15 protein-coding genes and 1 CRISPR repeat array are annotated in these 24,796 nt (G+C 67.9%); of the genes, 3 read left to right on the forward strand and 12 right to left on the reverse strand.

What is annotated here, in order from left to right:
• The first annotated feature begins 18 nt into the window (after positions 1–18).
• Positions 19–4,195: direct repeats of the CRISPR family, unit length 29 nt; unit sequence GGCTCCCCCGCACACGCGGGGATGGTCCC.
• 236 nt (positions 4,196–4,431) lie between these two features.
• The 8 genes from GGR45_RS15065 to GGR45_RS15100 form a co-directional block, all read right to left on the reverse strand.
• Positions 4,432–4,791: a hypothetical protein gene (locus tag GGR45_RS15065; RefSeq protein ID WP_175312653.1), complete on the reverse strand. Its 360-nt coding sequence runs from the start codon at positions 4,789–4,791 to the stop codon at positions 4,432–4,434.
• A 22-nt stretch (positions 4,792–4,813) separates the two neighbouring features.
• Positions 4,814–8,104, reverse strand: coding sequence for a S8 family serine peptidase (locus GGR45_RS15070; RefSeq protein WP_175312652.1), 3,291 nt, complete (start codon positions 8,102–8,104; stop codon positions 4,814–4,816).
• Positions 8,105–8,510: 406 nt separating this feature from the next.
• A complete protein-coding gene (locus GGR45_RS15075) occupies positions 8,511–9,068 on the reverse strand; it encodes a GNAT family N-acetyltransferase (protein WP_175312651.1) in 558 nt (185 codons plus the stop codon).
• Positions 9,065–9,622 carry a 4'-phosphopantetheinyl transferase superfamily protein gene (locus GGR45_RS15080; RefSeq protein ID WP_175312650.1) on the reverse strand — a complete coding sequence of 186 codons (558 nt, stop codon included), beginning with the start codon at positions 9,620–9,622 and terminating at the stop codon, positions 9,065–9,067. The genes GGR45_RS15075 and GGR45_RS15080 overlap by 4 nt, the downstream gene beginning before the upstream one ends.
• On the reverse strand, positions 9,619–13,626 hold the full coding sequence (locus GGR45_RS15085; RefSeq protein WP_175312649.1) for a Pls/PosA family non-ribosomal peptide synthetase: 4,008 nt from the start codon (positions 13,624–13,626) through the stop codon (positions 9,619–9,621). The genes GGR45_RS15080 and GGR45_RS15085 overlap by 4 nt, the downstream gene beginning before the upstream one ends.
• Positions 13,627–13,667: 41 nt before the next feature.
• Entirely contained in the window at positions 13,668–14,498 is an 831-nt protein-coding gene (locus GGR45_RS15090) for a glycoside hydrolase family protein (RefSeq protein WP_246358253.1), read from the reverse strand.
• A 128-nt stretch (positions 14,499–14,626) separates the two neighbouring features.
• A complete protein-coding gene (locus GGR45_RS15095) occupies positions 14,627–15,394 on the reverse strand; it encodes an SDR family NAD(P)-dependent oxidoreductase (protein WP_285139421.1) in 768 nt (255 codons plus the stop codon).
• A gap of 82 nt (positions 15,395–15,476) precedes the next feature.
• Positions 15,477–16,991: an MFS transporter gene (locus GGR45_RS15100; protein ID WP_175312689.1), complete on the reverse strand. Its 1,515-nt coding sequence runs from the start codon at positions 16,989–16,991 to the stop codon at positions 15,477–15,479.
• Positions 16,992–17,188: 197 nt separating this feature from the next.
• Here GGR45_RS15100 and GGR45_RS15105 point away from each other — a divergent pair, with 197 nt between their 5' ends.
• Genes GGR45_RS15105 through map form a run of 3 tightly spaced genes read left to right on the forward strand, consistent with a single transcriptional unit; the run spans position 17,189 to position 18,564 of the window.
• Positions 17,189–17,548, forward strand: coding sequence for a YbaN family protein (locus GGR45_RS15105; RefSeq protein WP_175312647.1), 360 nt, complete (start codon positions 17,189–17,191; stop codon positions 17,546–17,548).
• Positions 17,549–17,591: 43 nt separating this feature from the next.
• Positions 17,592–17,798: a ParD-like family protein gene (locus GGR45_RS15110; protein ID WP_175312646.1), complete on the forward strand. Its 207-nt coding sequence runs from the start codon at positions 17,592–17,594 to the stop codon at positions 17,796–17,798.
• 1 nt (position 17,799) lies between these two features.
• Positions 17,800–18,564, forward strand: a complete 765-nt coding sequence (gene map / locus GGR45_RS15115) for a type I methionyl aminopeptidase (RefSeq protein ID WP_175312645.1) — start codon at positions 17,800–17,802, stop codon at positions 18,562–18,564.
• A gap of 137 nt (positions 18,565–18,701) precedes the next feature.
• On the opposite strand, the gene GGR45_RS15120 is transcribed toward map, so the two are convergent.
• The 4 genes from GGR45_RS15120 to kdpB form a co-directional block, all read right to left on the reverse strand.
• The gene (locus GGR45_RS15120; RefSeq protein WP_175312644.1) at positions 18,702–19,385 is read right to left on the reverse strand and encodes a response regulator transcription factor; all 684 of its coding nucleotides are present in this window, start codon (positions 19,383–19,385) and stop codon (positions 18,702–18,704) included.
• Entirely contained in the window at positions 19,385–22,051 is a 2,667-nt protein-coding gene (locus GGR45_RS15125; RefSeq protein ID WP_175312643.1) for a sensor histidine kinase, read from the reverse strand. The genes GGR45_RS15120 and GGR45_RS15125 overlap by 1 nt, the downstream gene beginning before the upstream one ends.
• Positions 22,048–22,620: a potassium-transporting ATPase subunit KdpC gene (gene kdpC / locus GGR45_RS15130; protein ID WP_175312642.1), complete on the reverse strand. Its 573-nt coding sequence runs from the start codon at positions 22,618–22,620 to the stop codon at positions 22,048–22,050. The genes GGR45_RS15125 and kdpC overlap by 4 nt, the downstream gene beginning before the upstream one ends.
• Positions 22,621–22,751: 131 nt before the next feature.
• A complete protein-coding gene (gene kdpB, locus GGR45_RS15135) occupies positions 22,752–24,788 on the reverse strand; it encodes a potassium-transporting ATPase subunit KdpB (protein ID WP_175312641.1) in 2,037 nt (678 codons plus the stop codon).
• Positions 24,789–24,796 lie beyond the last annotated feature (8 nt).

Consider the following 24,796-nt stretch of genomic DNA (forward strand, 5'->3'; position numbering starts at 1 on the left):
AACGATCTGCCTGGCAGAGGCTCCCCCGCACACGCGGGGATGGTCCCTTCCTGGATCATATCACCACCATTCACGGAACGGCTCCCCCGCACACGCGGGGATGGTCCCTTTTGCGCGAGCGCCTGCTCGCGACTGACGTTGGCTCCCCCGCACACGCGGGGATGGTCCCGTGATGGGGAGCGCCGCGTTCGTGCGCGTGATGGCTCCCCCGCACACGCGGGGATGGTCCCCTCTCGGGCCGCTCCTCGGCGCGCGTTCGGCGGGCTCCCCCGCACACGCGGGGATGGTCCCAGCGCTATCCTTCTTCCCCGGAGCCACCTCATGGCTCCCCCGCACACGCGGGGATGGTCCCCTCATCCCGCTTGCCAGAATAGGCCGGGCATGGGCTCCCCCGCACACGCGGGGATGGTCCCAAGCGCCAGCTCCGCATTTCCACCAATTTTGCGGCTCCCCCGCACACGCGGGGATGGTCCCGATGCTTGCCGAAGCGGGGATCGGCTGCCGCGGGCTCCCCCGCACACGCGGGGATGGTCCGTAGCATGAGCATGATGGACCCGCGCCTCGCAAGGCTCCCCCGCACACGCGGGGATGGTCCATGGCGAATGTCGATCCGATGCTGTTCGATCTTGGCTCCCCCGCACACGCGGGGATGGTCCCATCCTCGTGCTTGCGCAAAGGCTGCTTTTTTGGGCTCCCCCGCACACGCGGGGATGGTCCCTCGGTACGGGCATCACGGTCGGGCGCCTGGACGGCTCCCCCGCACACGCGGGGATGGTCCCTGGAGAAACTGTCCAATGAAGCCCAGGCCGCCGGCTCCCCCGCACACGCGGGGATGGTCCCTTGTTCGGGGGGAGCTGATCGTCGACGAGGCCGGCTCCCCCGCACACGCGGGGATGGTCCCCCGTCCGCCGTGATCGTCGATAGCATGTCGGAGGCTCCCCCGCACACGCGGGGATGGTCCCGAACCATTGCACCCGCAACGCTACGCGCCCGCGGCTCCCCCGCACACGCGGGGATGGTCCCTCAGGGCTTCGGCCATCCGTCGACCGGTGCGAGGCTCCCCCGCACACGCGGGGATGGTCCCCCATCCGGCCCGTGTCCCCATGGCCTTCCGCCGGCTCCCCCGCACACGCGGGGATGGTCCCCGAAGCCGTAGAGCCGATCGAAGCGCCTACGTGGCTCCCCCGCACACGCGGGGATGGTCCCCTGCGTGGGACCGAATAGAAGTCGGATGCCTGGGCTCCCCCGCACACGCGGGGATGGTCCCGCTTCGACACGCTCAGTCCTATCGTTTCGTGCGGCTCCCCCGCACACGCGGGGATGGTCCTTCGCCGTTCGTCGTCGTCGCCGAGCCGCTGAAGGCTCCCCCGCACACGCGGGGATGGTCCCTCGGCGAGGATCAGGCCGACGATCACGCCCGCGGCTCCCCCGCACACGCGGGGATGGTCCCGACACCAACCCCAAGACGGTCGCGGCCTTCCGGGCTCCCCCGCACACGCGGGGATGGTCCCTCGCCAAATACGTCCCGAACGATCCCTTCCCCGGCTCCCCCGCACACGCGGGGATGGTCCCTGGCGCTTGTACGACGCCTCGAGCTCGTCGAAGGCTCCCCCGCACACGCGGGGATGGTCCCCGCTTCGGCGGCGGGCTTATGTCGACGCTCGCGGCTCCCCCGCACACGCGGGGATGGTCCCTGCGCGCACTGGATCGGGAGCGAGAAGTCGAGGGCTCCCCCGCACACGCGGGGATGGTCCTTACAATGAGGTGTCCGTGCCGCACACCTTGTCGGCTCCCCCGCACACGCGGGGATGGTCCCGTCGCTGCGACGGGCCGCATGGGTAATATCGAGGCTCCCCCGCACACGCGGGGATGGTCCCCCCCGATGTGCGGGTCACGCGGCCATCGAGCCGGCTCCCCCGCACACGCGGGGATGGTCCCGGGCCGATCTGGAACGCCGCCTGCTGGAAGTGGGCTCCCCCGCACACGCGGGGATGGTCCCGGCGCTCAGCTTTTCCTGAATTTGCGTGCCGGGGCTCCCCCGCACACGCGGGGATGGTCCCCGCTAGCCCGCGATCGGACCGGCTGGCCGCACGGCTCCCCCGCACACGCGGGGATGGTCCCCGGGTTATCGCGACGAAGGGTGTGCTGATTATGGCTCCCCCGCACACGCGGGGATGGTCCCTGCCACGGCTGCGTCCTCCCTGTGCCTCGTTGGGCTCCCCCGCACACGCGGGGATGGTCCTTATACAGCAGAGGCTCTCCGGCTCGCTCGCGAGGCTCCCCCGCACACGCGGGGATGGTCCCGAGGTCTAGGTCCCACCCACTCCCCATCCGCCGGCTCCCCCGCACACGCGGGGATGGTCCATCCAGGGCCATACCCAGGCTTCCGCAGAGGTCGGCTCCCCCGCACACGCGGGGATGGTCCCGATGATCACCTTTTACGGATAGCAGCCGAGGTGGCTCCCCCGCACACGCGGGGATGGTCCCTGACAATTCGCCCGATAACAGTATGCGGGATGGGCTCCCCCGCACACGCGGGAATGGTCCCGAAATGGGCGAGCGGGCAAAGAACACATTGTTGGCTCCCCCGCACACGCGGGGATGGTCCCTCGACCTCTGCACCGACACGCCAGTTCTTGAAGGCTCCCCCGCACACGCGGGGATGGTCCCTGGCGGCAGCACCGGTTGCTCTCCGTCGAACGGGCTCCCCCGCACACGCGGGGATGGTCCCGCGCGGACGCCTGCCCAATGATTAGCGTCAGCGGCTCCCCCGCACACGCGGGGATGGTCCCCCAACGCGGGCCGTGACCTTAGCCAGGCCATCGGCTCCCCCGCACACGCGGGGATGGTCCCTCCCCATAGGCCCGATTGCAAATTTCGCTCTGGGCTCCCCCGCACACGCGGGGATGGTCCGATGGCCCCGGCCGCAATGGCGATTAGGCCGACGGCTCCCCCGCACACGCGGGGATGGTCCCGATCCTAGATGCCTTCATCGCGTGGGGCATCAGGCTCCCCCGCACACGCGGGGATGGTCCCAGATCGAGACGATCGACAAGGCGCAGACTGAAGGCTCCCCCGCACACGCGGGGATGGTCCCCCACACAAGCGACGCCAGTTTGACGACGCGACGGCTCCCCCGCACACGCGGGGATGGTCCCGGCTGACCAGCATGGCGATGGTCGCAGAGGCTGGCTCCCCCGCACACGCGGGGATGGTCCCACGCCTGTGCCCGGTCGGAGCGCTCAACTTCCGGCTCCCCCGCACACGCGGGGATGGTCCCATGGCTCAGCCTTCCACGACCGAGATTTCGTCGGCTCCCCCGCACACGCGGGGATGGTCCCCCGGCCTGCTTTCTATAGAGGGCGACGTTATTGGCTCCCCCGCACACGCGGGGATGGTCCCGGCACCGCTGCCCGGCTTGACGTGCGAGTGTCGGCTCCCCCGCACACGCGGGGATGGTCCCGGATCACCTCCTTCCGACTGAATGGCAGACGGGGCTCCCCCGCACACGCGGGGATGGTCCCAACACGCGCTTCGTCGACGGCTATTTCACGGGGGCTCCCCCGCACACGCGGGGATGGTCCCTATCGACTGGCCTCGTATCGAGCTCGAATACTGGCTCCCCCGCACACGCGGGGATGGTCCCGTGTCGCGGTCGAGCCGCTGGACCAGCCTACCGGCTCCCTCGCACACGCGGGGATGGTCCCATGTAAGGCATGCTTACAAGTTCCTGAAGCCAGGCTCCCCCGCACACGCGGGGATGGTCCCACCCCTGCCCCTCTGATCGCATCCCGAGCCCCGGCTCCCCCGCACACGCGGGGATGGTCCCCAGTGGACGTTCCAGACGTCTTTCATGGTGCAGGCTCCCCCGCACACGCAGGGATGGTCCCCACCAATGGCCAAAGCCAAGCCCAGAACTGCCGGCTCCCCCGCACACGCGGGGATGGTCCCGCCGTATTGTCCCAATACAGCTTCTGACCCTGGGCTCCCCCGCACACGCGGGGATGGTCCCCCACCTTGGCCCACGAACCCGGCCGAGATGCCGGCTCCCCCGCACACGCGGGGATGGTCCCGCCGTATTGTCCCAATACAGCTTCTGACCCTGGGCTTCCCCGCACACGCGGGGATGGTCCCCCACCTTGGCCCACGAACCCGGCCGAGATGCCGGCTCCCCCGCACACGCGGGGATGGTGCCTCGCCAGTACGCTCGATCGGGATCGGCACGCACGCCCCCCCACGCGAAGGGGCAATCGGATATCGGCGCTTTGTTCGTGAAGATCGGACACGAATGGCACTACGGCTTTCCGCGGTCCGCGGAAATTTTAGATCGCCACCGGCCCAATCTTCGGTGCGACCCGGGGGGCGCTTGACGGTCGCCACGACATCCTGTGCCGAACGCCTGATGCGCAGGGCACGACCGACAGTCGCCCCTCACCGCGCACGCCGCCCGACCAGCCGTGCCCAGGCTCGCCGACGCGCGGCGGGGTCGAGGGTCGCGAAAATCCGCCGTTCCCGCGCCGAGAGAGCAGAAATTTGCCAGCCATAGGCCGCCATGCATGCCTCCATCGTCTCATCCGGCGCGGCGCCCTGTCCGCCATTGTCGAGCCGTGCAGCACCGTCCGGGCGCTCCGCGCCCGCCGCCGGACCGGTGGTGATGAGCCGACATCGCCGCAGATCGCGCTCGACCTCAGCCAGCGTGGCGCCCGGCCGGTTGTAGAAAGTCAGCGGCACCGGATCGGCCACCACGGCCGATCCCGCCCCCACCATCATCAGCAGGGCCGACGCGATCATGTCGTCGGCCCCGCCCGCCGCATCAGAAGGCCAGCTTCAGCCCGGCGCGATAGGACTGGTTGCGGACATCGTCGCGCCCGACCGTCGAGTCCGCCGCCAGCGAGACGGTGGCACGGCCCGAGCGATAGGCGATACCGGCGCTGATCTCACCCCAGTCGCTGTCCTGACGCGCTGTCAGGAACCGGGCCTGCGCCCGCGTGCCGCCAGCGAAACCGGCGTTGAAATAACCTGGCTGCCCCTCGAAATCATGGACGAAATAGGCCGCGGCGAAGGGGCGGAAGCCGCCTTCGGTCGCATCGACCTGAAGCCCTGCCCGCCCCTGCACACTCAGGAAACGATCGCGGCCGTACATCAGCGCCGGGCCGGTACCCGTTTCGCCGGTAGGCGTGAAGTCGATGCTGCTGGTGCGGATCGCCACGCGCGGACCAAAGCGGACCGCCCCGCTGCCCTTCATATAGCTTGCCCCCACCTCGCTCGACAGCGTCAGCGCGTTGTCGCGTGCCCGCAGGTCAAAGGGGGTGCCGACAAAATTGCCCTGCCGCCGGGTCGACGACTGGTACACGCCCGCGCCGAACTGCGCGTCGAGCGCCGGGCCGAGCGTACCGCCCAGACGTCCGTAGAGCGTACCCTGGATCAACTCGCCCTTGGCCGACTGGCCGAAGCGCTGGTCGCCATCGATGTCGGAATAGGACAGGCCGAAGCCTAGCGCGGCGGTATCCGACACCCGCGCCTCTACACCGCCGGCGATGTAGAAACCATCGAACGGGTCGCGGCCGCCGACCGTGCCGGGCATGGCCGCGCCCGATCCGTCGACATACCCCCCGGCGAGATAGGCCAAGACATTGTCGGGCAGCATGTTTTCGCGAACCATGCTGGTCGGCGTGTCGCTGACCGTCTGGGGACGGCCGGGTGCGGCGATGGCGTTGGCGGCGAATTCCAGCGGCTTGCCGATCATCGCAACCGTCCCGCCCGCAAAACCGTCCGGCGTCATGGCCGTAAGGCGATCGCGATAGAAACGCGCGATATTGTCGGTCGCGGTGGTGCCGATCGCGCGACGTGTCGTCTCGGCACGCGGCGCGATCGCTTCCAGCGCACCGCGGATCGTGCCGACGTCCTGAAGGTCGAGCAGGTCATAGGTGCCGCGCAGATTCGCATAGGCCGAGCGGTTGGCGTCGAGCAGCCGCGCATAGGCGGTCTGCACCGGCGTGGCCGCCACCACGCTGGCATAGGGCCTTGCCCCCACCGCCGCCGTCACCCGGCCCGCGGCATAGCTCAGCTCGGGATAGAGGATGGCGCTGAACGCGGTGGCGTTGGCGAAGCTGCCGGTGATGCCGTTGGACGCGGTGAGAATGGTGTAGCTGTCACCATAGCGCGGCACGCGGTTGACCGGTCGCAGGGTGAGCGTGCCACCGCCGAGCACGATGTTGCGCGCACTCAGTTGATCCGAGGTGCCGCTGGGGCCGATATCTGCCACGAGCTGGCTGCCAGAGGCGAGCGTGGCGGTCCCTGCGACGTTCAGCGTGCCGATCGCCCCGGTGCTGCCGGGCGAGACGATGCCACCAGTGCCTGCGGTCAGTGTGGCGACGGTACCATTGCCGGCGACGATGCCGCCCGCCACCGCCGTCACTGCCGATCGGGTCAGGCTACCGTCGACGGTCAACTGCCCCTGCTCGACGCGGGTCGGACCGCTATAGCTGTTGGCCGCAGTCAGGATCAGCTCGCCGCCGCCCCGCTTGACGAGGCCGCCGATATCGTTGGGGAAGCCCGCCAGCACCTCGGCCGAATAGCGATCGCGTGCATCGGTGATGGAATTGCTCCAGATGTCGATCGTGCCCGACGCCACCGTGACCTCGCGCGTGTCGCGCAACGCGGTCGGCCCCCGCAGCGCCACCGCCATCTGCGGCGCGCCCCAGCCCGAGCGCAGGTCGACGCCCGGCGTGTCGAGGTCCTTGGAACTGGACACAAGAATGTCGGAGATCAGCCCGGTGTTGTATTCGGGGAAATACTCCATCAGCAGCGCGGCGAAGCCGGAGATGTTGGGCGCCGCCATCGAGGTTCCGGTCAGCGAGGCATAACCGGGGCCGGTGAAGGTGATGTAGCGCTGAAGCTCGGCCGTGATGATGGCATTGGCCTGAGTCAGGACCGAGGAGGCGAAATCGCGTCCGACCAGCGCGACATTGCCAGGGATCGTCAGTATTTGGGCCAGGCGGCTGGTATAGCCGTCGGGATCGGGTGTCACGAACCGCGCACCATAAGCCAGCGAGATGCCGACCGCCTGCTGCGCCACCTTGGTCCGCTCGGCATCCTCGTCGAAGAAGCGCCCCGACGCCTTGGCCGCTTCACGCCGGTTGAGATAGTCGTTGAGCACGCCCAGCCAGGCGTTGACCGCCGCGTTCTGCAACTGGGCCAGCGTGGTCGCGGCATAGATGCCCGGATACATGGCACGGGTATATTTGGCGCGAATCGCGGCGCCGTCGATCGTGTAGGTCGCCGCCGAAGACACGACCGAACTGCCTGGCCCCGACACGCACCAGGTCGCGGTCTGGCCGCACAGGCTGGTGCTGGCGGCTGCCGTGCCGTTCGCGAGATAATTGGTGACGGACAGCCAGTTGGAGCGCAGCCGCAGGTCGTTGAGCGGCGTCACCGCATCGATGCTGGCATGGACGCCCGATCCGTTGCCCGCCGAAAAGACGACCAGCACGTCGTTTTTCAGGACCGGATCGTAAAAGCCGTCCAGCGTCTGCTGAAACGCCGCGCGCGCCTGTGACGGGGTCAGCGTATAGGGCTGGGTCGCGGTCGAACCCCAGCTGTTGTTGATGATCCGAACCCGCCCGGTATTGGCGAGCGCCGGTATATTCTCCTGCGCGGTCGCGACCATGACGTCGTCGAGGATCTGGTCGCGCCACCACAGAAAGTCGCCCGCTGAGAAATTGGTCGTCGCCGACAGGATGTTCGCGCCGAAGGCGTTGCCGAACATCACCCCGTCCGCCATCCGGTTGCCCGCCGCCGTGCCCGCGACATGGGTGCCATGGATTTCCCAGGGGCGTCGGGGGTTGACCATGCCGTCATTGCCATAGGTCGAGGGGATGGGCGTGCGCAGCCCCGAAATCTTGCCCGACCCGGCGAACAGCGGGTGGCTCATCACCACGCCGGCATCGTTAATCCCGATCGTCTGTCCCTTGCCCGACAGGCCCAGGACATAGGCATATTCCAGTCCGAGATAGCCCTTGGTGTAGTCGACCGTGAATTGCTTGTCCTGCCGCCAGGATGCCAGCGCCGCGTTATAATCCGCCGTCCGCTGGCCATTGGCCATCACATAGCCGCCTGTGGGCGCCGGCGGAACATATTGACTCTGCGCCGCAGCAGAACCGGCCTGAACAAGACCAAATGCAGCGATCGCCAACAACGATACGCGAGACACGCCAACCCCCACGATACTTCCCCCTTATCATCAACTTCTTGATCTTATGGGTGACAGGATGTTCATGATGCCTGGACGGTGTCAACTCCGATAACGGATCGACCTCCAAGACGAGTTGAGATTCCCGTTTCGCCTCTGACACGATGAAGGATAACGTAGCGGAAAGCGGACTGGGCCATCGTCGCGCTGCCGGTCCACCGGTCTCCGGGTCGGGCCGGGTCCGGTGATCGGTGAATCGCTCGATGATCGAGACCGGCAGCGCAAATATGCGGTGCGCGTCGGTCCTAGCCGGCGGAGATCACGAACCCGTAAGTCCGGCCTCTCCAGCTGAAGAAAGTCGTGCGCGTACTGCCGCCAGCGCATCGTCGCGGCGGCTTGCCAATTGCTCGGCCGACACCTTCGCCAGGTCGAAACGCAGCTCATGCATCGTCATGCCGGAGCGATAGCCTTCGGGCCAAACCGCCGTCTGCTCGAACCCGCAGCGCAGGAAAAAGGGCGCCACCCGGGGTGAAGTGTCGACCGTGACGTAGCGCGTCACCGGTCGGGCGTGGCGCGCGACATGGTGCAGCCGCTCGAACAGCAAGAGTCGGCCCAGCCCGCATCCATGGTACGCCTGCGCCGCCATGCCCCAATAGAGCAGCGCCTTGTTGTAATGCTCCCACACCTCATAACCGCCGAACGCTGCCGCCCGTCCGCCGATCGTAACGACGAAGGCGGGGCCGTCGGGCGCGTCCAGCGTCTCGATCAGCCATTCGCGGTCCCCCGCCCCGAAATAATCGGACAGGTTGCCGTCGAAGATCGCCAGCACGTCGGCGCGGTCGGCCTCATGATAGGGACGGACGGTGATGTCGCTCATAGCCATAGCGCCACCGTCTCGATGCTCACGCCTGCATCGCGGGTCCAGCAATGCGAGGCCTGCTCGTTGCCCCGCCGGGCGGTCGCTTCCTGCCCGTCGATCAGTCGTGTCTCGATCGTCTCCGCCGCGATCCGGCGGGGATCGCCGATCAGCTTGGCGTGGGCTTCCTTGATCGTCCAGCGCCGCAACCACGCACGCGACGGATCGGGGGCAGCGCGCACGTCTCGCGCCTCCGGCGGGGTCAGCATGTCCCAGAGCGGCGGCGCATCGTCGATCGTCTCGCGGTCCACCGCTATGGGGTGCCGCGCCGCCGCGATCAGGCACGCCCCGCCCCGCCCGGCGATGCCGAGATACCAGCCCGGGGGAGACGCGACCTGTGGCGCCCCCATGGCACTTCGCGCCAGCCGGACCGGACCACCCGCCAGCCGCGCGACCAGCGCCTCCGCCAGCGGAGCCCTTCGCCCCCGCCCCGGATCCTCGGTGCGCCAGACCATGGGCGAGGCGCCGTTCCAGTCCAGCCGGTCGAGCGGCGCGTCATGCCAGACCGGGGTCATTCGCCGGTCACGATCCGCGCCGGGCTGCCCTCCCAGTTGGTGCCGTCGGGCAGCGTCTCGCCCTTCATCACCACCGACAGGTCGCCCAGCTGCGCATCGGCCCCGATCTCGGCATCATAGAGCACGATGGCGAGCGATCCGATCGTCGCCCGGTCGCCGACCTTGATCGCACCGACCTTCATCACCCGATCCTCGAACAGATGCGTCTGAAGCCCGGCATAGTCGTTGAGCGCGACGTCATCGCCGATCGTCACCAGATCATGTTCGGTCAGGTCGGTCGTGTCGATATAGCAGCGCTTGCCGACCCTGGCCCCCATCGCGCGCAGGTACAGCCCGATCCACGGCGTCCCCCGCAACGGCTCCAGCAGGTTGGCGACCACCAGATTTTCATAGGTCGCCGTCACCAGCTCGGTCCGCCAGACGAAAGTGCTCCACAAGGGTGCGGTCGTCGCCCTGTACCGCCCCACCACCAACCATTTCAGCGCCAGCACGAAGACGCCGCAGGCAAGGCAGAAGGCCATGTAAAGAAACGGGAAGGTGGTGACGATGACAAGCCCGCCACGCTCCAGATCATCAAGATCGCCCACCACGGACAAGAGCGCGCTGAAGAACACCAGGAAGGCGGTCAGCGACAGGGTGGTGCGGATCGCCTCGATCGACAGGCGGGTGGCGATCAGCCCGCGCGACGGATTGAAGCGTGCCCCCTCGTCGAACATCGTCGCCACCTGCCGCACGGGCAGCTTGATCGCGGGCGAGCCGAACCAGGTGCTGCCCGCCTCGGTCGCCAGCGCCGGGTTTTCGGGCGGCTTGGACAGGACGCCGATCAGGACCTCGTCGCCGATCTGCGCGCCGCTGGGTAGCAGCGCGGAATTGCCAATGAAGCTGCGGCGGCCGATCTTCGTATGCGCCAGCTCGATCGTGCCATGGCCGATCTTGGCCGCGCCGAAGATGACCGAGTCCGCGATGAAGCTCTCCGGCCCGATCTCGACCAGATCGGGGACGATCGCACTGGCGGTCGAAATCTCCGCCCGCCGCCCGACCTTCACGCCCAGTGCGCGGTACCAGGGGATGACATAGAGCGTGGCGAAGATCGGGTGCAGCAGCCTGAGCGCCAGGTCGTTGATCTGCCGCACCATCCAGTAACGGACATAGAACCAGCTATCCAGGCGATAGACGCCCGGCGTCACGCGGCCCAGGATCAGCCGCTTGGCGAGCACCGTCAGCACGCACATCATCACGATATAGGTCGCGGCGAGCAGCGGCGAGACGAGCATATAGCCATAGCCGGTCGTCGCCCAGTCCAGCTCGATCAGCGCGATCAGGCCCGGCGCGATCGGCAGGATGGCGATGATCGGCAGCAGCAGCGCGCCGATGAAGATCGCGATCGATGGTCCGGCCCGCCTGCCGGTCGTAATGGCCTCGCCTGGCTCGACCATCCGGTCGAAGGCGGCGGGCGATCCGGTCCAGCGTTGCCGCGCAGGGATCACCGTCTCGGCCGGAAGTGCGGCCATGTCGTCGAGGATCGCGTCATCCTCCAGCGCGGAATTGCGGCCAACCACCGACTGTCCGCCGACGAACGCCCGGTTGCCTAGCGTCACCGTGCCCAGCCGCAGCAGGCCACGCTCGACCGAGCTGGTCGCCATCACCGCCTGGTCGCTGACAATCGCATCATCCCCGCAGGCGAACAGGTCGGCAGTGTCGATGACGCCATTGCCGATATAGGCCCGCTTGCCGATCTTCGCGCCCAGCATCCGGTAATAGCCCCGGATCATCGGCGTGCCCGCCAGATAGGGGGTCGCCGTCACCGCGATAATCCGCCGCACCAGCCACCAGCGGAAATAGGTGCCGCCCCATAGCGGATAGTCGCCCGCCTTGAACCGCCCCGCGATCAGCCATTTCGCCGCGATCGAGAACAGCATCGAGGCGACCGGCACTATGGTAAAGAACAGCGCACTCAGGATCAGCGCGTCGATGCGCGGCATCCGCCCGGCCAGATGGGTATAGGCGACGTAGGGGAAGAACCATTGCAACCCGGCAATGGTATAGACGGGCAGCAGCGCGACCGTCTGCGCGGCGACGCACAGCCAGCGCTTCCATTCGGGAACCCGGTGGAAGCTTTCCTCGGTCTGGACCGCAACCGCCGCCGCGCCGCCGATCCGGGCGGCCAGCGCACGGATGGTCGGCGCGGCATAAAGATCCTCCAGCGACAGGCCCTGAAGCCCCGACACCTTGCGCGCCGCCGAGACGAGGCGTGCCGCCTTGAGCGAGTGACCGCCCAAATCCTCGAACAGGTCGTCCGTCACCGACACCGGCTGCGGCGCGAACGCCTCGGCCCAGATGGCGTGGAGCTTTTCCTCCATCGGCGTGGCGGGCGTCGCGATCGTGCGACCGGTGTCGACGGTGATTTCCGGCTTTACCAGTGCCTTGCGGTCAACTTTTCCCGATGCCGGCAAAGTCGGCAGCGCGGCCAATTGCTGATAGGCGGCGGGACGCATGTAATTGGGCAGGCGTTCGGTGACGCGGGCCTTGATGTCGGCGATGTCGATCGTCTCGCCCGACCGCGCGACCAGGAAGGCGGCGAGAAATTCGGAACCATCGGCATCGGTGAACAAGTGGACCACGGCCTGCGCGACGCCCGGCGCCTCGCCGATCACCGCCTCGATCTCGGCCAGTTCGACGCGGAAACCGCGAATCTTCACCTGGGTGTCGATACGCCCGACGAAATCGATGTCGCCCGCCGCGTCCAGCCGAACGAGATCGCCCGAGCGATAGATTCGCTCCGGCGCGCCCGACACGGTGTCGAACGGGGTCATGGTGAATTTCTCGGCAGTCAGGTCGGGGCGGTTGACGTAACCGACGCCAACACCGGGGCCGCCGATGACCAGTTCGCCCTCCTGCCCCGCCCCGACCGGTTGCAACTGCTCGTCGACGATCCAGGCGGTATAGCCCGGCAGCGGCTTGCCGATGGTGATGCGCTTGCCCGGCTGCACCTCGGTCCAGGTCGCCGTCACCGAGGTTTCGGTCGGGCCATAGGTGTTGAGCAGCCGCAGCCCCGGTCGCGCCAGACGACGCGGCAGGTCGGCGGGGCACGCCTCCCCGCCCATGTTGATCAGGCGCAGGGTCGGTACGGGATGCTCGACCAGCGCGATCAGCGAGGGCACGACATGCCAGATCGTCGTCTTCTCCGCCGCCAGCGCAATGGCGACATCGGGACCGCTCGCCGCCAGCGCCTCCGCCGCGACAAGCAATTTCGCGCCGACGAAGAACGCGCTCCACATCGTCTCGACCGACATGTCGAAGGCCAGGCTGAACCCACCGAACACCACGTCGCTCGGCTCCAGCGCCAGGATCGCACTTTCGGAACGAACCAGGTGACAGGCATTGGCATGGGTGATCATCACCCCCTTGGGCCGCCCGGTCGTGCCCGAGGTATAGATGATATAGGCCAGATCCTGCGGGTCCGATCCCGTCACGTCGCGGCCCAGCGGCGCGGCCGGTTCGGCGGCCAGATCGCCGAGTTCGGCATCCAGGCACAGCGTCCTGCCCGGTATCTCGCCCGCCCGCGCGGAGGTGGTGATGGTCAGCGCCGCACCGCTATCCTCGATGATGTAGGCGATCCGGTCCTGCGGATAGCCCCAGTCGACGGGGACATAGGCCGCGCCCGCCCGCAGCACGCCCAGGATCGCCATATACTGGTCCAGCCCGCGCGGAAGGCACAGGACGACGCGGTCGCCCTTCCCCACGCCCAGCGCGCGCAGCCGGTGCGCCATCGACAGGCTGCGCCGCGCGAGCATGTCATAGGTCCAGGATGTCGGTCGGCTATATTCCTCGCCCGCGCCGACCAGCTTGGCCGCCACCGCAGCCCCATGGTCGCGCACGGTCGCGTCGAACAACTCGTGCAGCAACTCGTCACGGGCATAGGGACGCCCCGGCCGCAGCGCAGGCGCCGGGGCGATCGAGGCATGGATGCTCGGTGCGAGGGGGGCTTCGGTATCTCCGAGCATCAACAGGCTTTCTTCTCACGCAAGAATAGGAACGGGACGGCTCAGCTGCGCCGGATCAGCGCCCGCGACAGTCGCCGATCCTCCAGCGAATAGTAAAGCCAGATACCATCCTCCGCGACCACGACCGAGGCGGCAAAGGCGATGTCGGTCGCGCCGCGATCATCGGCGGGCGGCGGCAGGATCAGCGGCTCGATCCCACGCGCGACGACGCGGGTATAATGCTCGTCGAACGCGACCCAGCCGATCCGCCAGCGCGCATCCCGTGTCGCGCCGTTATAGAACATGACCGGACACGCCTTGTCGTCGGTCAGCAGCGGGCCGGTCGACAGATGCCAGTCGTCCCAGCTGTCCTCACGCGGCATGAAGGGCGTCGGCTGCTCGGTCCACGGCCCCGCGACATCCTCACCGATCGCCAGGCCGATGCGGGAAGCGTCGTCGGCGGCATATTCGTAGAACAGCCGCCAGCGCCCGTCCGCCGTGCGGTCGACCGTCGCCTCCTTGGTATTGCCCTCCGACTTGGAGGACGCCAGCGCAACGCCACTCTTTTCCAGCCGGTCGAGCGATGGCCCGGCGGCATAGGACAGCTCGCCATGCGCGTGATCGGCCAGCACGCCCGAATAATAGACGATATAGCCTTGGTCGGTGCGCACCACCGTCGGGTCCTCGACCCCGCCGGCGTCATGCTCGCCCGGCCCCGGCGCGATCGAGGGCGTGTCGAGCATGGTGAAATGCCGCCCGTCCTCGCTCCACCCCGCCCAGATCACGCCGGTATCGGTCAGCGTCTCGCCCGGTCGCACCACCGCACGAACCATCATGCCCCAGCGGCCGTCCGCCTCGCGCCAGACATAGGGGCTCATCAGGTCGCGCGCCATCAGTCCGGGCGGCCCGGCGAGCGTCACGTCCTCGATCCGCTTGACGTTGAAGTCCGGGTCGAGCGGCGCGTCGGCCACCCGGTCCTTGCGATGCGGATCGGCGATCCGGCTGTCCACGTCAGACCCGTTCATGCCCCGAGCGCCTGCATCAGCGACAGGCCGCCATCGATGACGATCCGCGCGCCGGTGATGTAACGTGCCTTGTCCGAGGCGAGGAAGACGGCGAGGTCCGCCACCTCCGAGGCGTTGCCCGCGCGACCGATCGGAATGTTCTTTTCCAGGCTGGCGCGGTACGCCGGATCGGTCTGCGCCTTGGCGTTCATCGGGGTCAGGATCATGCCCGGCTCGATGGCGTTAACGCGGATGCCGCGCGGCGCCTCCTCGATGGCGAGCGTGTCGACCAGGTTGGTCAGCCCGCCCTTGGCCGCGCAATAATCCGCGCCCCCGGCCCGCATCGCATAGGCGTGGATCGACGAGATCTGCAGGATCGTCGCGTCGCCCTTTGCCTCACCGCGCCCGGTCAGGAACCGGCGTGAGGTCAGGAAGGCGCCGGTCAGGTCGGTGTCGAGCATCCGCTGCCACTGGGCCAGCGTCATGTCGCGCACCGTCACGCCCGACATGTTGAGCCCAGCCGAATTGACCAGCACATCGGCCGGACCCCATTGCGCTTCGACCGTGCCAAAGGCCTGATCGACCGAGCCTTCGTCATCGACCGCGACCTGCACCGTCATCGCCTCGCCGCCCGCCTGGCGAACGGCCCCGGCGGTCACATCGGCGGCGACCTGATCGCTGTGGAACAGGACTGCGACCCTGGCCCCGGTCGCGCCGAATGCCTCGGCACAGGCCGCGCCTATTCCCGACTCCGCTCCCGTCACGATCACCGTCTGCGATGCCACCGGCTTGCTCCTTTCATGGATGAAAGCCGGTAACGATTCTTATCCTGGATCGTTGCTGAACGACAACGACATTACCGATCCGTCATTCGTCGCTGTGCGCGCGTTCATGATGTCCGCTCATCGCCGCGCCCGCATCGGGGGCGAAGCGACGGTTCCAGATAACCGCCGAGGTGGAGATGGCCGCAACGACCAGGAACGCCGCCGAAAAGCTGTCGAGCGTCGGCCCGCCCTTCCCCTCGATCAGCGAGCCCAGCTCCAGCACGGTCGCGGCGGTGCAAATGCCCAGCGACAGGGTGAGTTGCTGAAAGGTGGCATAAAAGCTGGTCGCCGCGCTCATCCGGTCCTTATCGACATCGGCATAGGCGATGGCGTTGAATCCGGTGAATTGAAAGGAGGTGAAGAAGCCGGATAGCGCCAGGATGAAGGTGATGACCGCGATCGACCAGTCGGGGCGGAACAGCGCGCAGGTGGCGTACCCTGCGCCGCTGACCAGTCCTGACACGATCAGGCTGCGACGAAAGCCCCAGCGGCGCAGCACGCGCGGGGCCAGCGCCTTCATCGCCAGCGCGCCCACCGCCCCCGCCATGGTGATCGTCCCCGTCTTGGCGGCGGTGAGGCCGAAACCGAGCTGAAACATCAGCGGCAGCAGAAAGGGCTGCGCGCCCTGCGTGATCCGAGTCAGCGAACCGCCGATTACCGAGAGGCGAAAGGTCGGCACTTGCATCAGCGTGGGATCGAGGATCGGGTCGGTCGTGTGCCGTGCGTGGCGGATATAGAGCCATCCGAAGACCGCCCCGACGATCAGCAGGACCAGCGCGACCCAGCCGGTGCCGGGGCGGCTCGCCAGCTCGAACCCGAACAACAGACAGCCGAGCGATACGCCCGACAGAAGGAAACCCGATACGTCGAACCGCGCCCGCGCATCGCCGCGCACCTCGGGCACCAGCATCCAGGCCCCCACCATGCCGATGACGCCGATCGGAATGTTGAGATAGAAGATCCAGCGCCAGTCGAGCCAGGTCACGATGAACCCGCCCAGCGGCGGCCCCAGGATCGGCCCGATCAGCGCGGGCATGACCAGCCAGGACAGTGCCTGAACCATGTCCTCCTTGGCGACGCTGCGCAGCAGGACCAGCCGCCCGACCGGGACCATCATGGCGCCGCCAATCCCTTGCAGGAAGCGCGCCGCCACCAAAGTCGGCAGCGATCCCGACTGGGCGCACAGGATCGAGCCGAGCAGAAACACCCCGATCGCCGAGCAGAAGACGGTGCGCGACCCGAACTTGTCGGCCAGCGTCCCGCTGGCGGGAATGAACAGCGCCAGCGCCAGCAGATAGCTGGTCAGCGCCAGACTGAGGCTGGTGGCGGGCGTGGCGAGGTCGCGTGCCATGGTGGGCAGCGCGACGGTCAGCACGGTGCCATCCAGTTGCTGCATGAACAGCGCCGAGGCGACGACCAGCGCGATGACGCGGTAGCCGCGGGTCTGCACCGGCTCGTCCGACCGGGGGGTTCCGCTGGTCACCGCCTCGACACCGGGGGCCAGGCCGTCATTCACATCCGCACTCATCGAGGCCAGGTTACGCCGTCGCCACCGCATGTCGTTCCATTCGTTCATCACGCATCCGCAATCCCCTAGAACGCGATAGCCGCCCAAGCGATCAAGACCCGTGACGAACTTTTGCCAGCGCCGATCGGCATTCCCCCCTGTCTGATGGGATGATGGTATGAAGAGGTTGCGCTAGCGCGCCCCAAACTTCCCTTCCCCCGCCCCCCACACCTCGCTACGCAACCCACATGATACGGCTCGGCTGGCTCACCTTGGGATGCCTGTTCGTCGCGCTTGGCGTGATCGGGGCGATCCTGCCGTTGATGCCGACGACGATCTTCCTGATCCTGGCGGCGGGCTGTTTCGCGCGGTCTTCGCCCCGGCTGGAGACATGGCTGCTCGACCATCCGCGCTTCGGCCCCAGCTTGCGGGCCTGGCGACAGCATGGCGCGATCGGGCGTCGAGGCAAGGCGATGGCGTGCGGCGGAATGACGCTGGGCTATGGCATGTTCCTGATCGGCGCCAACCCGCATTGGCCATTGGCGCTCCTCGTCGCCGCCGCCATGGCAGGATGCGCCGCCTTTGTCCTGACCCGGCCGACCGCCTGATCCGGCTTGCGCGCGCCATATACGAACCGTATATGCTTTATATATGGGTATCGTAAAAATCGACGACCAGCTGCATGAAGAGGTCCGCCGCGCCAGCACCGTCATGTGCCGCTCGATCAACGCGCAAGCCGAATTCTGGATAAAGATGGGCATGTTGGCCGAGGCCAATCCCACGCTCAGCTTCCACGACATCATCAAGGCGCAGATGGCCGCAGCGGAATTGCCTTTGCCCCAGCCGCTGGTTGCCTGACATGGTCAAGACGGCCGATGACCTGGCGCTGATGCGCGTCTCCGGACGGTTGCTCGCGCAGGTGTTCGAGATGCTCGACGGGGTGGCGCTCAGCGGCTTGTCGACGCTGGCGATCAATGACCTCGTCGAGCGCTATATCACCCACGATCTGTCCGCGCGCCCGGCGAGCAAGGGGCAGTACGGCTTTGCCTATGTGCTTAACAGCTCGATCAACCAAGTCGTCTGCCACGGCGTGCCGAGCGCCGAGGACGTGGTGAAGGACGGCGATATCGTCAATCTCGACATCACGCTGGAGAAGAACGGCTTCATCACGGATTCGAGCAAGACCTATACGATCGGCGAGGTGTCGCCGGGTGCGAAGCGGCTGGTCCGCGTGACGCAGGAAGCTATGTGGAAGGGCATTCGCCAGGTGCGCCCCGGCGCCCGGCTGGGCGACATCGGTGCCGCCATCGAAAAACACGCCAAGGCGAACGGCTATTCGGTCGTCCGCGATTATTGCGGCCACGGCATCGGGCGCGAGATGCACGAGGCGCCCGATGTGCTGCACTTCGGGCGGCCGGGCACCGGCGCGGTGCTGCGCGAGGGCATGACCTTCACCATCGAGCCGATGATAAACCAGGGCACCCGCAAGGTTTCGACCAGCGACGATGGCTGGACGGTCGTGACCGATGACGGAAAGCTCTCGGCGCAGTTCGAGCATACGGTCGCAGTGACGAAGACCGGGGTCGAGGTGCTGACCCTGCGGACGGGCGAGACGATGGGCTGACCCACGATCCTCCCCGGCACGGGGAGGTGGCAGCGCGGAGCGCTGACGGAGGGGGCGGGCGCTGGATACGTCCTTTGTGGCACGCCCCCTCCACCATCCTTTGGATGGTCCCTCTCCCCGTACCGGGGGAGGATTTTTCAGCCCTCCACCCGCAACCGATACCCCACGCCCAGTTCGTTCGCGATCACGCTCCCGACCGGCTGCGGCGCTTCCAGCTTCTGGCGCAAGTTGCGCACGACGATGCGCAGGTAATCGATGCGCGGGTCCTCGTCCCCGCCCCAGGCGGCGTCGATGATCCTGTCGTGGGTGACTACTCGGCCGCGATGGCGCGCCAGCATCGCCAGCACGTCATATTCCTTGCGGGTGAGATGCTGCGCCTCGCCGCCACGCGTCACGACCCGTCGGTCGAGGTCGATCGCCAGATCGCCGGTCCGCACCACCGAAGGCACCGCCTCCGCCGCGCGGGCGTGCCGCAGCGCCACGCGCAGCCGGGCCAGCAATTCCTCACTGTCGAACGGCTTGGTGACATAATCGTCCGCCCCCAGGTCGAGCGCCGCGACCTTTTCCTCGGTCGCCTCGCGCGCCGAGACGACCAGGATCACCCGCTCGCCCGCTCGAAGCAGCGGGATCAGGCTCAATCCGTCGCGATCGGGCAACCCCAGGTCGAGCAGCACCGCATCGGGATGGTCCGCCGCCGCCCGCGCCAGCGCCTCGCGCCCGTCGCGGGCCTCGACCACCAGATGCCCCGCCTGTTCCAGCGTGTTGCGCAGCAGGCGGCGGATTGCGACTTCGTCGTCCACCACCAGGATCGTCGCGGGCATCAGGCCATTCCCTCCGGCGCGCCATCGCGCATGATGTGGTCGCGCGGGAAGCAGAGCGCGAACGCCGCGCCCGTACCATCCTCGCGATTGCCCGCCTCTACGCTCAGACCCATGGCCTCGGCAAAGGCCTTGACGATGGCGAGGCCCAGGCCGGTGCCGCCCGCCACCCGGTCGGAGCCCTCCAGCCGCCGGAACGTCTCGAACACCTCCGCCTCGCGGCCCGGCGGCAGGCCGGGGCCGTGGTCCAGCACCGAGAGACGAAGCGTGCCGTGGCGATGCCGGCCCTTGATCACGATCTCGGTCCCTGGATCACCATAGCGCCCGGCATTGTCGAGCAGGTTGAGCAGGCAATGGTGCAATAGTTGCGGATCGGCGCGGACCAGAGGCAGGTCGGGCGGCACGTCGAGCCGCACCGAATGCCCCTCCAGCGCGCGGCGGGCGTCATGCGCTGCGCCGGTCACCGCATCGCTGAGATCAATGGGCTCGATCTTCAGCTTCAGCGCCCCCGCCTCGACCCGCGCCATATCGAGCAGGTTGGCGACGAAACGATTGAGCCGCACCGCCTCCCCCTCGATCGTCGCAATCAGCTCGGGCGTCGCCCCCTGCCGCAGTTGCGCGGCGGCGGCCATCACGGCGGTCAGCGGCGTGCGCAGGTCATGGCTGACCGAGGACAGCAGCGCCGCGCGGAGCCGATCGCGGGTGCGCACCGCGTCCACATCACGCACCTCCGCCTCCAACCGAAGCCGTTCTAGGATCAACGCGGCTTGGTCGATCAGCCCGGTCAGCAGCGGCAGGCGATCGGCACGCACCGGCTCGCTCCCTGCGTCCTTCGCCAGGCCCAGTACCGCGAGTGTCCGGTTTCCGGCCTTCAGCGGCTGAAACAGCCATTCGGACGCGGCCAGCGTCGCCGACCCCTTGCCCGCCGGCGCCCCGGTGTCGAACGCCCAGTGCGCGGCGGCCATCTCCATCGTCTCCAGCCGATAGTCCGGCCGGGTCGCCGCCTGTACCGCCAGCCCAGCGGGCGACGGAGCCAGCAGAACCGCCTGCACCTCGAACAGCCGCGCGATATCCTCGCAGATCACGCGCGACGCCTCGGCCGGATCGGCAAGTCCGCTCAAGCGGTGAAGGAACCCCGCGAGCGTCGCATTGTCGCGCGCACTCGCTGCCGCAAGGTCCGCCTGCGCGCGCACTCGCGAGGTCAACTGGCTGGTCGCGACGGCGACTCCCAGCAGGACGAAGATCGAGATGACGTTTTCGGGATTGCTGACGCTCAGCGTGCCGACCGGCGGCAGGAAGAAGAAGTTGTACGCCAGGCTCGACGCGATCCCCGCGAACAGGCCGGTGCGCAGGCCGTACAGGCTCGCCGCCGCCATGACGGGCAGCAGATAGAGCAAAGCGACATTGCCCAGGTTCAGGATATGGAACAGCGCGCTGGCCAGCCCGGTTACGCCCGTAACCCCCACCAGCGTCAGGGCATAGCCGGTCGGCGAGCCCCATTGCCCGCGCCGCTTGACACGCTCCCGCTCGGCCGGAGCCTCGCCGACCGGCAGGACATGGACGGTGACACCCGGCGTTTCGCGCACCAGCCGGTCGACGACCGAGCCGTGGCGCAGCTCGAACCAGCGCGAGCGTTTGGCCTTGCCAACGACCAGTTGTGTGGCGCGCGCATCGGTCAGGAAGGCGCGGATGCCCTCGACCACGCTCGGCGCGGGCACCGTCGCGACCGCCGCGCCCAGTTGGGTCGCGAGCGTCATCGTCGCCGCCAGCCGCCGATGCTGCGCCTCGCCCAGCGTCGCGGTCCGGGGCGTTTCGATAAATAGCGCGGTCCAGGGCGCGCGCAGCGCGTCGGCGGTGCGCTTGGCGGCGCGGACCAGTTCGTCGGCGCCCGGCAATTCGCTGACCGCGACGACCAGCCGCTCACCCGCCGCCCATTGCCCGCCGACGCCAAGCGACCGGACATGGTCGAGCATCTGCGCATCGACCGCCTGCGCCGCGCGCCTGAGTGCCAGTTCGCGCAACGCCGACAGGTTGGACTTGGAAAAGAAGTGAGACAGCGCCCGCGTCGCTTCCTGCGGCAGATAGACCTTGCCCGCCTTCAACCGCTCGATCAGCTCGTCGGGCGGGATGTCGACCACCTCGATCTCGGCGGCCTCCAGGATGCGGTCGGGCACCGTCTCGCGCACGCGGACGCGGGTGAAGCTGGCGACGACGTCGTTCAGGCTTTCGACGTGCTGGATGTTGACGGTGGAATAGACGTCGATCCCGGCCGCCAGCAGCTCCTCGACATCCTGATAGCGTTTGGGGTGGCGGCTGCCCGGCGCGTTGGTGTGCGCCAGTTCGTCGACCAGCGCGAGGCGGGGTGCGCGGGCAAGCACCGCATCGATGTCCATCTCGTGCAGCGTCCGCCCCTCATAGGGGACGGCGCGGCGGGGCATAACCTCCTGCCCCCGGACCAGCGCCTCGGTCTCGACCCGACCGTGGGTTTCGACGACCGCGACGACGACATCGACACCGTCGCGGCGGCGGGCCGCGCCCTCGGACAGCATCTCGAACGTCTTGCCGACGCCGGGCGCGGCCCCGAGGAAGATTTTCAGGCGGCCGCGCCCCTCGCGCTCGGCAGCGCGCAGCAGGGCGTCGGGATCGGGGCGCGGCTCGCCTGCCGTCATCGCTTGGACGCAGCGTCCAGCGCGCGGTTGAGGGCGAGGACGTTGACATGGGGGTCGCCCAGCACCGAGTCTTCGGTATGCGCGACGACCAAGGCGCGAACCTTCTCGACGCCCAAGCCCCGGACGCGTGCGATACGCGCCGCCTGCGCCAGTGCGGCTTCGGGCGACAGATCGGGGTCTAGGCCCGAGCCGCTGGCGGTAACGAGATCGGCGGGTATCGGCCCGATCACGCCCTCGGCACGACGCTTGGCGACATCGGCCTTCACCCGGTCGACCAAAGCCAGCGACGTCGGCCCCAGGTTCGAGCCCGACGAGGCCAGCCCGTCATAACCCTTGCCCGCCGCCGAGGGACGCGTCTGGAAATAGCGGTCGCTGACGAAGGCCTGTCCGACGACCTCGGAGCCGATCACCCGGTTGCCGACATGCACTAAGCTGCCATTGGCCTGATGTGGGAAGATGGCCTGTCCGATGCCGGTCATGGCCAGAGGATAGACCAATCCGAGCAGGATCGCGAACAGGATCGTCATGACGATCGCGGGCCGAAATGCGGAGGTAATGTCCGTGTTCATGATGCTTCCTTCCTTTAGCCCCTCCCCTTCAGGGGTGGGGTTGGGGGGTGGGTCGCCGCCGCAAACGAAACGCTTGGGGAAAGGCCCCACCCCAACCCCTCCCCTGAAGGGGAGGGGCGATTATCCTCAACTCACGCCAGTCCGAGGCCACCGACCACAAGGTCGATGATCTTGATGCCGACGAACGGCGCGATCAGGCCGCCCAGACCGTAAACGGCGAGATTGCGCGCCAGCAGCGGCCCCGCCCCCATCGGCTTGTAGGCGACGCCCTTCAGCGCCAGTGGCACGAGAAGCGGAATGATGAGCGCGTTGAAGATGATGGCGCTCAGGATCGCCGATTGCGGCGTTGCCAGACCCATGACGTTCAGCACGCCAAGGCCCGGATAGAGCGCCACGAACATCGCCGGGATGATCGCGAAATACTTCGCCACGTCATTGGCGACCGAGAAGGTCGTCAGCGCCCCGCGCGTCATCAGCAACTGCTTGCCCAGACCAACGACCTCGATCAGCTTGGTCGGATCGCTGTCCAGATCGACCATATTGCCCGCCTCGCGCGCGGCTTGGGTGCCGGTGTTCATCGCAACGCCGACATCCGCCTGCGCCAGCGCGGGCGCGTCGTTGGTGCCGTCGCCACACATCGCGACCAGCTTGCCGCCCTGCTGTTCCTTGCGGATCAGCGCCAGCTTGTCCTCCGGCGTCGCCTGGGCGAGGAAGTCGTCGACGCCCGCTTCGGCAGCGATGGCCGCAGCGGTCAGGGGGTTGTCGCCAGTGATCATCACCGTGCGGATGCCCATGCGCCGCAGCTCGCCGAAGCGTTCGCGGATGCCCGCCTTGACCACGTCCTTCAGGAAGATGGCGCCGAGCAGGCGACCATTTTCCGCCACCGCCAGCGGCGTGCCACCGGCGCGCGCAATCTCGTCGGTGATGCGGCGCAACTGGGTTGCCGCCGCCGTCTCGCCTACGCCCGGATGGGCGCGAAGGATCGAGTCGACCGCACCCTTCTGGATCAGCCGATCGCCGAGCCTCACGCCCGAGATACGGGTCTGCGCGGTGAAGGGAATGATCTCGGCGTCCGCGGGCAGGCTGGCGATCGAGACCTTGAACTGCTCGCGCGCCAGGACGACGATCGAGCGGCCTTCGGGGGTCTCGTCGGCTAGGCTCGCCATCAGCGCCGCCTCGGCCAGCGCGTCGACATCGGAGCCACCTATGCTGCGAAACTCGCTCGCCTGACGATCGCCGATGGTGATGGTCCCCGTCTTGTCGAGCAGCAACACGTCGACGTCGCCCGCCGCCTCGACCGCGCGGCCCGACTTGGCGAGCACGTTGAAGCGGACCAGACGGTCCATGCCCGCGATGCCGATCGCCGACAGCAGGGCCGCGATGGTCGTCGGGATCAGGGTAATGAGCAACGCCGCCAGGATCGCCACCGGAATGCTGCCGCCCGCGAAAGAAGCGAAGCCCGGAATGGTGCCGACCGCGATCAGGAAGATGATGGTCAGCCCGACGAGCAATATGGTCAGCGCCACCTCGTTCGGTGTCTTCTGCCGCTCGGCGCCCTCAACCAGCGCGATCATGCGGTCGAGGAAGCCCTGGCCCGGATTGACCGTTACCTTGACGCGGATCTCGTCGGAGATGACGCGGGTGCCCGCCGTCACCGCCGAACGGTCGCCGCCCGCCTCGCGGATAACGGGTGCGCTCTCGCCGGTGATCGCGGCTTCGTTGACGGATGCAACACCGGCGACGACTTCACCGTCCGACGGGATCAGGTCGCCGGTCTCGACCAGCACCACATCGCCGATCTTCAGGGCGCTGGCGGGGACATTCTCCCAATCCTGGCCCGCTCCCTTCAGCCGCTTGGCGGTCAGTTCGGCCTTGGCGGCACGAAGCGAGGCCGCCTGCGCCTTGCCACGCCCTTCGGCCAGCGCCTCGGCGAATGTACCAAACAACACGGTCAGCCACAGCCAGACGACCAGTTGCAGCTTGAAGCCGGTGGTCAGCCCGTCCTGCCCGACGACGAGCAAAACGGTCAGCAGCGCGGCGACCACGGCGGTCACGAACATCACCGGGTTGCGGATCAGCTCGCGGGGATTCAGTTTGACGAACGAGGCCTTGATCGCGGGGAGCACCAGCTCGGCGGTGAACAGGCTCTTGGTAGGGGAATGGGCCATGACAGGCG

Origin of the sequence: Sphingomonas zeae, assembly GCF_014197135.1 — a bacterium.
GTDB lineage: Bacteria > Pseudomonadota > Alphaproteobacteria > Sphingomonadales > Sphingomonadaceae > Sphingomonas > Sphingomonas zeae.